The 14,834-nt window shown below is 72.8% G+C and carries 13 protein-coding genes; 8 read left to right on the top strand and 5 right to left on the bottom strand.

Features of this window, described 5'->3' with window-relative positions; genetic code table 11:
* Nucleotides 1-32: 32 nt before the first annotated feature.
* Nucleotides 33-1,283 (bottom strand): FecCD family ABC transporter permease, encoded by a 1,251-nt coding sequence (locus ACWG52_RS26125; protein ID WP_390168729.1) that lies wholly within the window; start codon nt 1,281-1,283, stop codon nt 33-35.
* Between the two features lie 172 nt (nt 1,284-1,455).
* Nucleotides 1,456-2,469, bottom strand: coding sequence for a heme/hemin ABC transporter substrate-binding protein (locus ACWG52_RS26130; protein WP_389812493.1), 1,014 nt, complete (start codon nt 2,467-2,469; stop codon nt 1,456-1,458).
* 115 nt (nt 2,470-2,584) lie between these two features.
* Here ACWG52_RS26130 and ACWG52_RS26135 point away from each other — a divergent pair, with 115 nt between their 5' ends.
* From ACWG52_RS26135 to ACWG52_RS26150, 4 genes are all read left to right on the top strand, one after another.
* Nucleotides 2,585-3,997, top strand: a complete 1,413-nt coding sequence (locus ACWG52_RS26135; RefSeq protein ID WP_389812491.1) for an HtaA domain-containing protein — start codon at nt 2,585-2,587, stop codon at nt 3,995-3,997.
* A 49-nt stretch (nt 3,998-4,046) separates the two neighbouring features.
* Nucleotides 4,047-5,486: an HtaA domain-containing protein gene (locus tag ACWG52_RS26140; RefSeq protein ID WP_390168735.1), complete on the top strand. Its 1,440-nt coding sequence runs from the start codon at nt 4,047-4,049 to the stop codon at nt 5,484-5,486.
* Nucleotides 5,487-5,505: 19 nt separating this feature from the next.
* Complete coding sequence (locus ACWG52_RS26145) at nt 5,506-6,165, top strand: PhzF family phenazine biosynthesis protein (RefSeq protein ID WP_390139983.1); 660 nt, start codon at nt 5,506-5,508, stop codon at nt 6,163-6,165.
* A gap of 351 nt (nt 6,166-6,516) precedes the next feature.
* On the top strand, nt 6,517-7,164 hold the full coding sequence (locus ACWG52_RS26150; protein ID WP_453126097.1) for a biliverdin-producing heme oxygenase: 648 nt from the start codon (nt 6,517-6,519) through the stop codon (nt 7,162-7,164).
* Nucleotides 7,165-7,258: 94 nt separating this feature from the next.
* Here ACWG52_RS26150 and map read toward each other — a convergent pair whose 3' ends face one another.
* The gene (map, locus tag ACWG52_RS26155) at nt 7,259-8,116 is read right to left on the bottom strand and encodes a type I methionyl aminopeptidase (protein WP_030733083.1); all 858 of its coding nucleotides are present in this window, start codon (nt 8,114-8,116) and stop codon (nt 7,259-7,261) included.
* A 69-nt stretch (nt 8,117-8,185) separates the two neighbouring features.
* On the opposite strand from map, the gene ACWG52_RS26160 reads away from it, so the two are divergent.
* Nucleotides 8,186-8,434 (top strand): hypothetical protein, encoded by a 249-nt coding sequence (locus tag ACWG52_RS26160; RefSeq protein WP_030733080.1) that lies wholly within the window; start codon nt 8,186-8,188, stop codon nt 8,432-8,434.
* A gap of 3 nt (nt 8,435-8,437) precedes the next feature.
* Here the strand turns inward: ACWG52_RS26160 and ACWG52_RS26165 are convergent, their stop codons facing one another.
* Nucleotides 8,438-9,043 (bottom strand): hypothetical protein, encoded by a 606-nt coding sequence (locus ACWG52_RS26165; RefSeq protein WP_453126100.1) that lies wholly within the window; start codon nt 9,041-9,043, stop codon nt 8,438-8,440.
* Nucleotides 9,044-9,137: 94 nt separating this feature from the next.
* Between ACWG52_RS26165 and npdG the strand changes: the two genes are divergently transcribed.
* Together npdG and ACWG52_RS26175 are read left to right on the top strand one after the other, a co-directional pair.
* The gene (npdG, locus tag ACWG52_RS26170; protein WP_389812474.1) at nt 9,138-9,842 is read left to right on the top strand and encodes an NADPH-dependent F420 reductase; all 705 of its coding nucleotides are present in this window, start codon (nt 9,138-9,140) and stop codon (nt 9,840-9,842) included.
* Between the two features lie 355 nt (nt 9,843-10,197).
* On the top strand, nt 10,198-10,389 hold the full coding sequence (locus ACWG52_RS26175) for a hypothetical protein (protein ID WP_030733071.1): 192 nt from the start codon (nt 10,198-10,200) through the stop codon (nt 10,387-10,389).
* 203 nt (nt 10,390-10,592) lie between these two features.
* Here the strand turns inward: ACWG52_RS26175 and ACWG52_RS26180 are convergent, their stop codons facing one another.
* Entirely contained in the window at nt 10,593-11,393 is an 801-nt protein-coding gene (locus ACWG52_RS26180; protein ID WP_352164312.1) for a site-2 protease family protein, read from the bottom strand.
* Nucleotides 11,394-11,465: 72 nt separating this feature from the next.
* Between ACWG52_RS26180 and ACWG52_RS26185 the strand changes: the two genes are divergently transcribed.
* On the top strand, nt 11,466-14,825 hold the full coding sequence (locus ACWG52_RS26185; protein WP_390168740.1) for an AfsR/SARP family transcriptional regulator: 3,360 nt from the start codon (nt 11,466-11,468) through the stop codon (nt 14,823-14,825).
* Nucleotides 14,826-14,834 lie beyond the last annotated feature (9 nt).

Raw genomic sequence — 14,834 nt, forward strand, 5'->3', positions numbered from 1 at the left:
GCTGCTCGGCGGGTTGCTCGTGGGCTTGCTGGTCACGCCCAGCCTCCTTGCTTGCGGCGGGTGCGGCGCAGCAGCCAGAAGAAGAAGGGGCTGCCGAGCAGGGCGGTCAGTACACCGAGCGGCAGCTCGGCGGGCTGGGCGAGGGTCCGGGCGGCCAGGTCGCCCGCGACCAGGACGACGGCGCCGGCCAGGGCGCTGCCGGGGACCAGGAAGCGGTGACCGGGGCCGTTGGCCATGCGCAGCAGGTGCGGGACGAGCAGGCCGATGAAGGTGATGACACCGGCCACGGCGACGGCGGCGGCGGTGAGCAGCGCGACGACCAGGATGAGGGAGAGGCGCAGCCGTTCGACGTCGATGCCGAGGTGGCGGGCCGGGCGTTCGCCGAGGGAGAGGAGGTCGAGGCGGCGGGAGTAGAAGGGGGCGACGAGCAGGCCGGCGACGGCGCACGGCAGGACGGCGAGGACCTTGGGCCAGGTGGCCTGGGCGAGGGAGCCGAGCTGCCAGAAGGTGATCTGGTTGACCTGGCCGCTGTCCGCGAAGAAGACGAACAGGCCGATGAGGGCGCCGGCGAAGGCGTTGACGGCGATGCCGGTGAGGATGAGGGTGACGACCTCCGTCCGTCCACCGTTGCGGGAGAGGAGGTAGACCGAGCTGACGGTGATCAGGCCCGCGACGAACGCGCAGACGGTGATGGTCCAGTTGCCGAAGAAGCTGAGGCCGAGGCCGATGGCGGCGACCGCGCCGACGGCGGCGCCGGCCGAGATGCCGATGACGCCGGGCTCGGCGAGGGGGTTGCCGAAGACGCCCTGCATGAGCGCGCCCGCGCAGCCGAGGCCGGCGCCGACCAGCAGGGCGAGCACGACGCGGGGGAGGCGGACGTTCCACAGCACGCTCTCGCCGACCCGGTCGAGGGGGGCGCCGCCGAGACCGAGGTGGTGCTGGACGGAGGCGAGGACGTTGCCGAGGGGGATGTCGTAGGCGCCGGTTCCCGCGGAGACGAGGGCGAGGAGGGCGAGGACGGCGACGAGGGCGGTGCTGAGCAGGGCGGCGCGGCGGGTGCCGGTGCCGGTGCCGCGGGTTCGGGTGCCGGGGGCGGTGCGCGGGTGCGGCTCGGGCTCGGCGGCGGTGCCGGGGGTGGGGGCGGCGGCCGGCGCGGTGGTGCCGGGGGCGGTTCCGCCGGGGCCGGGTGCGCGCCGGGGCGTCTCCTCGGACGCCGAACGTGACGAGGGGTCGGAACGTCGGGCGGCAGTGTGTTCGGCGCCCTGCGGGGATCGCCCCGACACGCCCCCGGCCCCGTCGGAACCGCGCGGGGAGTGCGGCGGGCCACTGCCGGTTCCGTCCGTGCTCCTTGTGGGTTCCGTCGGTACGCCCCCGGCTCCGTCGGATTGGTGCGGTGCCTGCTCGCCGGAGTCCATGTCGGGAGCGGTCCTTGCTTCCGGGTCGTGGAGGGCCACCTCAGGCGCCCTTCCCGTAGAGCTGGGTGATCAGGGAGGAGAGGACCTGGTCGGTGCGGGGGCCGTAGTTGAGGAGGACGCCGTCGTCGATCGTGACCACGCGGCGGTCCATGCCGGCCGGGGTCTGGGCGACGCCCGGGATCTTGACCAGGCCGTCGATGCCGCCGACCGATTCGAGGCCCTTGGACATGACCAGGATCGCGTCGGGGGCGGCGGCCGCCAGGGCCTCGCTGGTGATCGGGGTGAAGTCCTTGCCGAGGCCGGACTCCTTGCCGGTGTCGACCGCGCCGGCCGCTTCGAGGAGCGAGGCCGCTCCGGAGTCCGAGCCGCCCAACAGGTAGACGGAGGCGGTGCCGCGGAGGTAGAGGAAGGCGACCCGGGGCTGCTCGGCCGTGGCGGCGGGAACGTTTCGGCGGGCGGCGGCGATCCGGTCCGCGGTGCGCTGGTTCAGCTGCGTGCCGGTCTCCTTGACGCCGAGGGCGGCGGCCACGGCGTCGATCCGCTTCGGTACCCCGTCCAGCCCCTTGGCGGGGGCGATGACCAGCAGGGGTACGCCGGCGTCGCGGATCTGTTGGATCGCCTCTCCCGGGCCGCTGGTGGTCTCCGCGATGACGAGGGTGGGGCGCAGGGACAGGACGCTCTCCGCGGAGACGTCGTGTCCACGTGTCACCACCGGCAGCTGGGCGGCCTGTTCGAAGGTGGCCGTGATGTCCCGGGCGACGACCTGCTTGCCGAGGCCCAGCGTGTGGACGATCTCGTTGAGGCTGCCGCTGAGGGGGACGACCCGGTCCGCGGACGTGATCGTGACCTGGGTGCCGTCGACCGAGGGCACGGTGACCGGCAGGGCGGGCCGGGGCGTCGGGAGCGGTTCCACCCGGTCCGGGACCGCGGCTGCGCTGGGGGCGGATGAGCCCGGGTTGGTGGCCGTACCTCCGCAGGCCGTCAGCGCGAGTGCCAGTGCTGCCACGGCAACTGCGAGACGGGGAAAGCGGGTTGACGCGGCGGGCGTAGGCACGAAGGCACCGTCCTGATCGTCCGACTGAGGTTCTGGAGACCGGGGGGTGTTCATCCGGCCGTGCCTAGCTTAGGTTAGCCTAACCTTGCTCGCTAGACCTTAGGAGGGGGCATTCATGCCCACGAGACCCGTCCGTACGTTCGCCGTCGCCCTGTTGGCGGCCCTGCTGGGTGCGCTGCTCCCGGCGACCGCCGCTCAGGCCGGCACCGTACAGGGGGGTCGACTCGACTGGGGCATCAAATCGTCTTTCCAGAGTTATGTCACGGGTCCGGTGGCAAAAGGTGGTTTCAAGCTGAAGAGTGGCGCGGCCACCGTCGGTGGCAGTCTCTTCCGCTTCCATTCCGCGGCCGGATCCTACGACCCCGACTCCGGCGCCTTCGAGGCCTCCTACTCGGGCGGGGTGACCTTCCAGGGCCACCAGAAGCCCGACGGTGTCTACGAACTGGACATGACGATCAGTCGCCCGACCGTCAAGATCTCCGGCGGCAAGGGCACCCTGTACGTCGACGTCTCCAGCAAGGCCAAGGACAGCGGCGCGGTCACCGACCAGTCGCAGGTCGCCTTCGCCTCGCTCGGCGTCGGCGGCATCAACATGAAGGGCGGCGCGAGCCCGCTGTCCCTCACGAACCTCCCGGCCACCCTCACCGCGGAGGGCGCCAAGGCCTTCGCCGGCTACTACGGCGCCGGCACCCGGCTCGACCCCGTCTCGCTCTCCGCCGACGTCAAGAGCGCCCCGGCCGCCGAGCCCGCGCCGTCGGCCACGACCGCGCAGCCGAGCACCACCGCGCAGACCTCGCAGGCGCCGGGATCCTTCGCCGACGCCGCCGTCGACTGGGGGGTGCGCCGCACCTTCCGTGAGTACGTCACCGGTTCGATCGGCCAGGGCAAGTGGACCCTCGCCGAGGGCGCCCAGGACGGCGGCGCACTCTTCCGCTTCCCGCAGGGCAAGGGCTCGTTCGACGGCGCGAAGGGCACTCTTGACGCGGCCTTCGCCGGTACGGTCCAGTTCACCGGCGCCCACCTGGACCTCACCCTCGGCAAGATGAGCGTGAAGGTGGAGAACGGCAAGGGCGTCCTGTCCGCGGACGTCACCACCGGCGGTCGGACGAAGAACGCCGTCCCGCTCGTGGAGTTCGACGCCAAGGCTCTGAAGACCGAGGGCAAGCTGGCCACCCTGACCGAAGCCCCGGCCACCCTCACCGAGGGCGGCTCCCAAGCCTTCAACTCCATGTACAAGGCCGGCACCGAGATGGACCCCGTCTCGCTCGCCGTCGCCCTGGACGCCACCGCCCAACTGCCCGCCCTGCCCGACCTGGGCTCGACGGCCTCGCCCGCCCCCGCGTCCGCGTCGCCGTCCGCCGAGCCCGCCCCCGCCGTCGCCGCGAAGGCCACGGAGTCCTCGAACACCGGGCTCTTCGTCGCCCTCGCCGTGGCCGTCCTGCTCCTGGCCGGCGGTGGCACCTTCCTGGTGGTGCGGGGGCGTCGTACGGCGGCCGCCTCGCCGGCGCCGACCGACGCGCCCCAGTAGGAAACCTCCTCCTCTCCCCTTCCCCCTGTTCCTTCAGGAGTACCCAGCCATGTCGTCCATCCGACGCCCGATCTCCCTCGCGGCCGCGGTCCTGACCGCCGCGGCGCTCGGCGCCACCGCCTTCGCCCTGCCCGCCACCGCCGCGGGCGGCCCGCCCACCGAACCGATGAAGATCACCGGCGGCACCCTCGACTGGGGCGTGCTCGCGAGCTACCGCGCCTACGTGACCGGCATGGCCAAGGGCAGCATCACCGTCGCGGACGGGGCCGAGCAGAACGAGGACGGCACCCTGCGCTTCGTCGAGCCGACCGGCGCGTACGAGCCGGCCAACGGGCACGTGGTGAAGGCGGCCTTCAGGGGCAGCGTCACCTTCTCCTCGCCCGCCCCGCCGACCGGCCACGGCTTCGAGGTCAAGCTCTCGGACATCCGTATCGACACCGGCACCAAGAAGCTCACCGCGGACGTCACCAAGGGCGGCACGACCACCCAGGACGTGCCCATGGCCACCGTGGCCTTCACCGGCCAGTCGATGACCAACCTGGCGACCACGCTCACCCAGGAGGCCGCGGACGCGCTCGGTTCGGCGGGCTACAAGGACAAGCCGGGCGACCCGCTCAACGCCAAGCTGGAGTTCGAGAAGCCGGCGCCCGAGCCGACCCCGTCCACCACCACCAAGAACCCGACTCCTCCGGCCGACGACACGCAGAAGGTGCTCAGCGGCAAGCTGACGTGGGGCGTGAAGGAGTCCTTCCGCAAGTACGTGCTGAGCGCGGGCTCGATCACCCCGGCCGGCGGCGCCGCCAAGAACGGCGACACCTTCGACTTCGCCTTCGGCAAGGGCGACCTGGACGTCAAGAAGCAGAAGCTGAACGCCTCCTTCCAGGGCAGTCTCCGCTTCCAGTACGCGGCCCACGGCATCGACATGACCTTCGGCAACCCGCGCGTCGAGGCGACCGGCAAGACCGGCACCCTCTACGTGGACGTCAAGAACGGCTCCGGCGCCAAGACCGGCCTTCGCTTCGCCACGCTCGACCTGTCGAAGACCGACTACAAGACCAAGAACGGCCTCCTGGCCCTGAACGCGGTTCCGGCGGCCTTCACCGCCGAGGGCGCGGCCGCCTTCGCCGGCGACACCGTGGGCTCCATGTACACGGCGGGCGACCCGATGGACCCGCTCAGCTTCGCCGTGGCGGTGGACAAGGACGCCGTCCTCCCGCCCACGACGGGTGGTACCACGGGCGGCACGACGGGCAGCACGACGGGCGGGTCGAACGGCGGCACCACGGGCGGTACGACCGGCAGCACCATCGGCGGCACCGGCGGTACGGGCGGCACCGTCGGCGGCGGCTCCTCCTCCGTCGGCGGCAACCTCGCCAACACCGGCGCCGAGATCCCGGCCGGGGCCCTGCTCACCACCTCCGGCGTGGTGATGGTGGCCGGCGCGGGCGCGGTGTACCTCGCGCGCAGGCGGCGTACGACCCAGGTCTGAGCCGTGCTTGAATTCCCGCGTGAACGATCTCGACGTGTTGAAGGTCTTCTGCGCGGGTGACGGCCGCTTCGGCAACCTGCTCGGTGTCGTACGCGACGGCCGGACCTGCCCCGACGATGCGTCGCGGCAGGCCCTGGCCGCCGAACTCGGCTACAGCGAGACGGTGTTCGTCGACGACCCCGAGCGCGGGGTCGTCGACATCCGCACCCCCGGCACGCGGATGTCCTTCGCGGGACACCCGCTGGTCGGGGTCGCGTGGTTGCTGGACATCGAGGAGCTCCAGCCGCCCGTCGGATCCATATGGTCGCGTGACGACGGGGAGTTCACCTGGATCACGGCCCGGCCCGAGTGGGTCGAGGGCAAGCGCACCGAGCAGTACGCATCCGTCGCCGAGGTCGAGGCGCTGCCCACCCCGCCGCCCGGCGAGGGCTGGTTGTACGCCTGGGCCTGGGAGGACGAGGCCGCGGGCCGCGTGCGCGCCCGGGGCTTTCCGCGCCGCCCCGACGGGGTCATCGCCGAGGACGAGGCCACCGGCTCGGCGGCGATCCTGCTGACGGCCCAGCTGAACCGGGCCCTGAACATCACCCAGGGCGCCGGCTCCCAGATCCTCACCGCCCCCGGCCCGGACGGCACCGTGGAGATCGGCGGCCGCGTCCGCTTCGCCCCGACCCGGGACTAGGTGTCCCGCACAGGGGAATGGGCACGCGGGCGCTGATCCGGGCCCAGGTCGCCGCGGTGCAATGGCGTCATGACGAAGACTCCCGTGAGCGGCCGCCCCGACGAACGGCAGCAGTGGCTGCCGGTGGCGGTGCTCTTCACGGTGCCGGCGCCGGCGGCCGTGTGGTGCGGCCGGGCGACCTCCTACCTGCCCGGCTTCCCCCCGGGATTCGCCTTCCTCTACGCCGTCCCCCGGGCCCCGGATTTTTACCGACAAGACGTCGGGAACTCATTGACTTAGGCAAGCCTAAGTAGGAGGATCGGGCGTGGCGGCATTGTCGTCACGCCTGTTTCCTCTTCCTGGAGGTCCGCCTTGGACGCCTTCTCTACGGTCATCCGCGTCGCCTCGCACGAGCAGCACACCGAGGCCGAGACGTCGACCTTCATGAGCGATCTGCTGGGTGGACGACTCGGGGTGGACGCCTACACGCGCTACACCGAGCAGCTGTGGTTCGTGTACCGGGCCCTGGAGGACGCGGCCGAATCCCTCAAGGACGACCCGGTGGCCGGCCCGTTCATCCAGCCCGAGCTGATGCGCGTCGCCGAGATCGAGCGCGACCTCGCCCACCTCGTGGGCCCGGACTGGCGCGAGAGCGTGACGGCCCTGCCCGCGACGCGCGCGTACGCCGACCGGGTGGCCCGGTGCGCCGCCGAGTGGCCGGGCGGGTACGTCGCCCACCACTACACCCGCTACCTCGGCGACCTGTCCGGCGGCCAGATCATCCGCGACAAGGCCGAGCGCACGTGGGGCTTCGAGCGCAAGGGCGACGGCGTCCGCTTCTACGTCTTCTCGGACATCTCCAACCCGGCCGCCTTCAAGCGGACCTACCGCGAGCTGCTGGACGCCATCGCCGCGGACGACCTGGCGAAGCAGCGCATCATCGACGAGTGCAAGCGTGCCTTCGACTTCAACGGCGCGGTCTTCCGCGAGTTGGGCGAGCAGTTCCCGCTCAGCGCGTAACCCCTGCGGGGAAGTCGGCGGAAGCCACGGAAACAGGGCCGGGCCCGGTGCACAGGTGCACCGGGCCCGGCCGCGTACCGGCGAAGGGGACGCTCTACGGGAGGGTGAGGATCTCCGCGCCCGAGTCCGTCACCACCAGCGTGTGCTCGAACTGCGCCGTGCGCTTGCGGTCCTTGGTGACGACCGTCCAGCCGTCCTCCCACATGTCGTACTCGTGGGTGCCCAGCGTCAGCATCGGCTCGATGGTGAAGGTCATGCCGGGCTCGATGACGGTGGTGGCGTGCGGGCTGTCGTAGTGCGGGACGATCAGACCGGAGTGGAAGGACGAGTTGATGCCGTGGCCGGTGAAGTCCCGGACCACGCCGTAGCCGAAGCGCTTCGCGTACGACTCGATGACCCGGCCGATGATGTTGATCTGGCGACCCGGCTTGACGGCCTTGATGGCCCGGTTCAGCGCCTCCCGGGTGCGCTCCACCAGCAGCCGCGACTCCTCGTCCACCTCCCCGCACAGGTAGGTCGCGTTGTTGTCGCCGTGCACGCCGCCGATGTACGCGGTCACGTCGAGGTTCACGATGTCGCCGTCGCGCAGGACGGTGGAATCGGGGATGCCGTGGCAGATGACCTCGTTCACGGAGGAACACAGCGACTTGGGGAAGCCCCGGTAACCGAGCGTCGAGGGGTAGGCGCCGTGGTCGCACATGTACGCGTGGGCGACCCGGTCGAGCTCGTCGGTGGTCACCCCCGGCGCGATCAGCTTCGCGGCCTCCTCCATCGCCTGGGCGGCGATCCGACCGGCGACGCGCATGGCCTCGATGGTCTCGGCCGTCTGCACCTCCGGTCCGGTGTACGGAGTGGGCGCGGGCTTGCCGACGTACTCGGGCCGGCGGATGTTGCCGGGAACGGAACGGACGGGAGAGAGCTCGCCTGGTACGAGCAGCGACTGGCCAGACATGCGAGCGAGTGTATCCAGCGGTGATGGGGCAGCATGGCGAGAGAGAGGTATGAGAGGAGCCCGACGACGATGGCCCTGTTCAAGAAGCGTCAGGTGGGCAAACCGGGCGAATGGTACTACTGCCTGGTCCACAAGAAGGTCGAGGAAGGTCCCGACTGTCCGGCCAAGGACCGGTTCGGGCCGTACGCGACCCCCGAGGAGGCGAACCACGCCATGGAGACGGCGCAGGAACGCAACCTCGAATGGCAGAACGACCCCAAGTGGAACGACAAGACCCGCGAGGACGAAGAGGGCACCACCGGAACGGGCGGGGCGTAGGCCCTACCAGCGGCTGGGCGGCGGCGCGGTCAGGTGGTCGGCCAGCCGCGCCAGCCGGTCCCGGAAGCGGCGAGGTCCGCGCTGAGCGGGCGTGCCGTTCTCCCCGGCCGCCGCGCTGACCAGGTGCTGCACGGTGTCCAGATCCATCCCGCCGTCGGGTTCCGGTACCGAGAGGGCGTCGTGGGCGAGCGTGCCCAGGTCCGGGTCGCCGCCGTCCAGGGACAGTACGGTCGCGCCCGCGCGCCGCGCGTCGTGGACGCGCTCCAGCAGACCCTCGCCCGGGGCCCCGGGCGCCACCACCAGCAGGGTGTGCCCGCGCCGGGCCGCCGCCAGCCGGCTCAGCCCCACCGACAGGTGCGGCGGCTCCCCGGGCCGCACGTGGTGGCGTACGAGCGTGGGCGCCAGCGCCGGCAGACCCGACCAGGCGGACTCGTCCACCAGGTGCGCCGCCAGATGCCAGGGCTCGTAGCCCTCGGTCCCCACCATCAGCAGCCGGCCGGCGGCCGGTTCGACGGACCGGCGCAGCGACCCGGCGAAGCGGCGCGCGGCGCCCGGCCACTGCGTACCGGCGAGCACCTCGCGCAGCAGCGCGACCCTCACGGCGTCCATATCGGCATCCTGCACCATGCGGGGGGCATGGGGAGGGGTTCCTTCCCCTTCGTCACCCTTCGACTGTGGGCTACCCGGCAGTACTCTCGCCCCCATGACTTCCTCAGACAACACGCAGAAGCCGCCGGTCAAGGACCCGTGGGAGCTGCCGGACGTGTCCGGCCTCGTCGTCGGCGTCCTCGGCGGCACCGGTGACCAGGGCCGGGGCCTGGCCTACCGGCTCGCCCGGGCCGGCCAGAAGGTGATCATCGGCTCCCGTGCCGCCGACCGCGCGCGGACCGCGGCCGAGGAACTGGGCCTGGGCGTGGAAGGCGCCGACAACGCCGAGTGCGCGCGCCGCAGCGACATCGTGATCATCGCGGTGCCGTGGGAGGGCCACGCCAAGACCCTCGAAGCGCTGCGCGAGGACCTCGCGGGCAAGCTCGTGGTGGACTGCGTCAACCCGCTCGGCTTCGACAAGCAGGGCGCGTACGCCCTCCGGGTCGAGGAGGGCAGCGCCGCCCAGCAGGCCGCCGCCCTGCTGCCGGACTCCCGCGTCACCGCCGCCTTCCACCACCTCTCGGCCGTCCTGCTCCAGGACGAGTCGATCGACGAGATCGACACCGACGTGATGGTCCTCGGCGAGGTCCGCGCCGACACGGACATCGTCCAGGCCCTGGCCGCGCGTATCCCCGGCATGCGCGGCGTCTTCGCGGGCCGCCTGCGCAACGCCCACCAGGTCGAGTCCCTGGTGGCCAACCTCATCTCCACCAACCGCCGCTACAAGGCCCACGCGGGCCTGCGCGTCACGGACGTCTGACCGGTCCGTCCGGTCCCGCCCCTTCCGTGCCGGGACCGGACCGCCGGGAAGGCGGATCAGCCCCGCCGGCCGCCCCGCGCCTCGACGGCCCCCAGGTGGGAGATCTCCTGCAAACGTGCTCCCCCCACTCGCCCGGTGTCGTCCGTCGCGGGCCGAGCGGGCCGGGCTGTTCGTTCCGTGACGCGCGCAATACGGCGCGTATCCGCCGAACCGTAACGCCATGGGGTACAGAAGGTCAGGTAAAGCCGAAAACGAACCCGATCCGATCGCCGACGCCCCTTACGGCAGCACTGCGGGGCGTAGGGGACACTGGAGGGGCTCGGCCCCGTTCAGTGCTTTTCGAGGAGCTCCCCCCATGCCCCGCCTTGCCGTCTTCGCCCTTGTCGTCTGCGTCTGTGCGGTGGTCGCGGCCGTCGTCGCCTTCGTCGAGGGCAGCTTCCTCGGGATCGTCTGGGTGCTGCTGGCCGGCCTCACGTCCAACATGGCCTGGTACTACCTGCGCAAGGCGAAGGCCGAGAAGGCCTCCGCCGCGCGCCAGGTCGGCTAGGTCGAACAAGCGAAGCAATCAGCGAAGTTCGGTCAGGCGATCGGGCCCAAGACAGGACCGGCCCGGCGGCCGGGTGCGTGAAGGCGGAGGAGTCCGGCGCCTGCGCGGTGCCCTTGAGGGAGAAGGCGCGGATCGTGCCGTCCGCCCGGGACCGTACCCTGCGCCCGGCCCGGGGTGAGCGGGTCGTGGCCGGCACCCGCCCGTCAGTCCTGCGGGACGGCGCAGAAGCCGTCGCTCTCCCGCCAGAAGGTGTAGAGGTCGCGGCCGCAGTACGTCTCCAGGTCCGAGACGCCGAGCGCGGACATCAGGCCGTCCACCGCGCCGAAGAAGAAGGCGTTGACCCCCGGGATCCACAGCAGCGCGAACACGGCCAGCAGACCGAACGGCGCCAGCGGCTCCACCTCGCGGCGCACCCGGTACGACAGCCAGGGCTCGATCACCCCGTAGCCGTCCAGGCCCGGCACCGGCAGGGAGTTCAGGATCGCCGCCGTGACCTGCAGCATCGCGAGGAAGGCGAGCGCGTAGCGGAAGGCCAGGGGCACCCCGTCGAGGGCGCCCAGCCAGAACGGGGCCGTGCACACCACGGCGAAGGCCACGTTGGTCAGCGGGCCCGCGGCCGAGATGAGGCTGTGCTTCCAGCGGCCCCGGATGCTGCTCCGCTCGATGAACACCGCGCCGCCGGGCAGGCCGATGCCGCCCAGGATCACGAAGATCACCGGCAGCACGATGCTGAGCAGCGTGTGGGTGTACTTCAGCGGGTTCAGCGTCAGGTAGCCCTTCGCGCCCACCGTGAGGTCGCCGCCGTGCAGCGCGGTGCGGGCGTGCGCGTACTCGTGCAGGCACAGGGAGACGATCCACGCCGACGTCACGAAGAGGAACACGGCCAGCCCCGGGCTGGCGGCGTACCCGGTCCACACGGCCCAGCCCGTGACGGCCATGATCGCGACGATGCCGAGGAATACCGAACTGATCCGCCGCTCACCGCGGCTGCCCTGATGACCCATGCGGGCAACCTATCCCGCGGGCCCGACGGAAAACGGTGCGGGTCCCGGGCCGGGTGCGGGGACAATGGGTCGGTGCGTTACGCAATCCTCGGAACCGCCCAGGCCATCCACGACGACGGGACCCCCGTGGCCGTCGGCGGAGCACGCCTCAGGGCGCTCCTGACCGCGCTCGCGCTGCGGCCGGGGCGGGTGGTGCCCGCCCGGCTGCTCGTCGCCGAGGTGTGGGACGGCGACCCGCCCGCCGACGCGGTGGCCGCTCTGCAGGCGCTGGTCGCCCGGCTGCGGCGGGCCCTCGGTCACGCGGCCGTGCGTTCCGCGGAGGGCGGCTACCAGCTGGCCGCCGAGCGGGAGGACATCGACCTCTACCGCTTCGAGCGGCTGGCCCGGGCCGGGGACGCCGCGCCGGACCCGGCCGGGGCGGCGGCCCTGTACGAGGAGGCCCTCGCCCTGTGGCGCGGACCGGCCCTCGCCGACCTGCCGGACCCGGCCGCGGAGGCCGCGCGCTGGGAGGCGGTACGGATGGACGCGCGCCGGGGGCGGCTCGCGGCGGCCCTGGCCCTGGGCGAGGCGGAACGTTCCTTGCCGGAGCTGACCGCGCTGTGCGCCCAGCACCCCCTGGACGAGTCGTTGCACACCCTGCGCATCCGGGCCCTGCGCGACGCGGGCCGCCCGGCGGAGGCGCTGGCCGAGTACGACAGCCTGCGCCGGGAGCTGTCCGACCGGCTGGGCACCGACCCGGGTCCGGAGCTGCGGTCCCTGCACGCCGAACTGCTGACCTCGGACGCGCGGCCGCCGACCGCTGCCGCCACGGCCGGCGCGGCAGCTGCCGCGCCCGCCGCGGGCGCGCCCCCGGCCGCCCCCGCCCCGGCCCCCGTGTCCGCCCCCGTGTCCGCGGGAAACCTGCGGGCGCGCCTGACCACCTTCGTCGGCCGTGAGGACGACATCCGCGTCATCGGGGACGACCTCGCCAGGGCCCGCCTCGTCACGCTCCTCGGGCCCGGCGGCGCCGGTAAGACGCGGCTGTCCCAGGAGGCCGCCGAGGCCCAGGACGAGGGCGCCTGGCCCGACGGGGTCTGGCTGGTCGAGCTCGCTCCCCTCGACGGACCCGGTGACCCGGAGGCCGTCGCCGAAGCCGCCCTCGCCGCGCTCGGGGCCCGCGAGACCAAGCTGCGCGGCGCCGCCGCCGAGGAACTGCGCGCTCTCACCGAGCGCGCCGGCGACGACCCCCTCGACCGGCTCGCCGAGCACTGCGCACGCCGTCGGCTCCTGCTGCTGCTCGACAACTGCGAGCACGTCATCGGCGCCGCCGCAGCCCTCGCCGAACGCCTCCTCACGCACTGCCCCGACGTCCGGATCCTGGCCACCAGCCGCGAACCCCTCGGCGTCCCGGGGGAGTCCCTGCGCCCGGTGGAACCCCTGCCCGACCCGATCGCGCTCCAGCTGCTCGGCGACCGCGGGGCCGCCGCCCGCGCCGGGTTCACCCTCGACGAGGACCCGACCGCCGCCGTCGAGATCTGCCGCCGCCTCGACGGGTTGCCGCTCGCGATCGAGCTGGCCGCCGCCCGGTTGCGGCTGCTCACGCCGCGCCAGATCGCCGACCGTCTCGACGACCGCTTCCGGCTCCTGACCGGTGGGGCCCGTACCGTCCTGCCCCGCCAGCAGACCCTGCGCGCCGTCGTCGACTGGTCCTGGGAGTTGCTCGACGAGGCCGAACGCACCGTCCTGCGGCGCCTGTCCGTCTTCGCGGGCGGCTGCGACCTCGCCGCCGCCGAGGCCGTCTGCGCCGACCCGGCCGACCCCGACCCCTACGACGCCGCCGACGTCCTCGGCTCCCTCGTCGACAAGTCCCTCGTCGTGGCCACCCCCGGATCCGACGGCCGCGGCATGCGCTACCGCCTGCTGGAGACCGTCGGCGAATACGCCGCCGAACGCCTCGCCGAGACGGCCGGTGACCGGGAGGCCACCGAGCACCGCCACCTCGTCCACTACCGGGAGCTCGCCCGCACCACCGAGCCGGTGCTGCGCGGCCACGGCCAGCGGGCGGCCGCCGACCGGCTCGCCACCGAGTACGAGAACCTGCGTACCGCCCTGCGCCGGGCCGTCGCCGCCCGCGAGGCCGACGAGGTCCTGTGCCTGGTCCACTCGCTCGGCTGGTACTGGCACATGCACGACCTGCGCTCCGAGGCCCGGCACTGGGCCGAGGCCGCCGCCACCCTCGGACCCAACCCCTTCGAGCCGCCCTTCGTCGTCGCCGAGCCCGTCCACGAACGGCTCGTCGACACGCCGCCGCCCTACTCCGGCGAAACACGCACCGAGGGCTGGCGCGCCCTCAACCTGGTGCTGCTGGCCTCCCGCGACCAGACCAACGAGACCTGGAACACCCCCTCGGTCCGTGCCCTGATCGACGGGGTCCTCGCCACCTACCGGCCCGGACTGCCGCAGACCTGCCGAACCCCCGCCTCCCTGTGGATCTACGCCGTCATGATCGCCGGTGACCCGGGACTGCTCCAGCGGGTCGTCGACGCGACCGTCGAGACCGCCCGCGAGCTCGGCTACCGCTGGGAGCTGGCCTCCGCGCTCCAGCTGCGCGCCAACATCCTCGCGAACCGGGCCGACTGGGCCGGGGACGCCTCGCGCGACGCCGACGAGAGCCTGGCCCTGTTCCGTGAACTCGGCGACGCCTGGGGCTGCGCCGAAGCCCTGGCCGCCCGTGCCGAGGCCCGGGAGAAGCGCGGCGAGTACGCGCCGGCCGCCCGCGACTACCTGGAGGCCATCGCCTACGCCGAACGCCTGGGAGCCATGGCCCAGGTGACGGTGCTGCGCGTACGGATGGCCGGGACGCTGACCGAGGCCGGCCGGATGGAGGAGGCCGAGCGGATCCTCACCGAGATCAGCGCGACCACGCAGCGGTACGGCAACGAGGCCATGCCCGCCGCCCGGATGTTCCTCGCGGGCATCCTCGGCCGCACGGGACGGATCACCGAGGCGCGCGCCCAGTTGCAGGTCCTGCGGGAAGAGTTCGCCTTCGGGGCGTTCGCCATCTTCGACGGTTTCCTGCTCGCCACGATGGCCTGGCTCGACAACCGGCAGGGGCTGTACGAGGACGCCCTCGACCGGCTGCGCCAGGGCATGGCGACGGCCATGGACCCGATGGCACGGATGGTGGCCCCGCAGATGCCCGCGGTCTACCTGCTGACGGCGGCCCTCTCGCTGGTCTCGCTCGGCGGCTCGCGCCGGGAGTACGACGCCGCCCGGCTGTTGGGCGCCTACCGGGCGCACCTGCCGCACGCGCACTTCGCGGTCACGACGGAGCGCGAGGACCACGCCCACGCGCAGGAGCTGGCCCGGGGGGCGCTGGGCGACGTCGCCTACGAGAAGGCGTACGCCGAAGGCGGCGGCCTCTCCATGGAGGAGGCCACCGCCCTCATCTGACCCGGCCCC

The organism is Streptomyces sp. CLCI03, from assembly GCF_053615355.1.

Bases quoted from the DNA above. Each gene is read 5' to 3' on its own strand.
- ACWG52_RS26175 (WP_030733071.1), top strand. From the start codon at position 10,198: ATGCCCCGCCTTGCCGTCTTCGCCCTTGTCGTCTGCGTCTGTGCGGTG.
- ACWG52_RS26160 (WP_030733080.1), top strand. From the start codon at position 8,186: ATGGCCCTGTTCAAGAAGCGTCAGGTGGGCAAACCGGGCGAATGGTAC.
- ACWG52_RS26165 (WP_453126100.1), bottom strand. From the start codon at position 9,043: ATGGACGCCGTGAGGGTCGCGCTGCTGCGCGAGGTGCTCGCCGGTACG.
- map (WP_030733083.1), bottom strand. From the start codon at position 8,116: ATGTCTGGCCAGTCGCTGCTCGTACCAGGCGAGCTCTCTCCCGTCCGT.
- ACWG52_RS26135 (WP_389812491.1), top strand. From the start codon at position 2,585: ATGCCCACGAGACCCGTCCGTACGTTCGCCGTCGCCCTGTTGGCGGCC.
- ACWG52_RS26140 (WP_390168735.1), top strand. From the start codon at position 4,047: ATGTCGTCCATCCGACGCCCGATCTCCCTCGCGGCCGCGGTCCTGACC.
- ACWG52_RS26180 (WP_352164312.1), bottom strand. From the start codon at position 11,393: ATGGGTCATCAGGGCAGCCGCGGTGAGCGGCGGATCAGTTCGGTATTC.
- npdG (WP_389812474.1), top strand. From the start codon at position 9,138: ATGACTTCCTCAGACAACACGCAGAAGCCGCCGGTCAAGGACCCGTGG.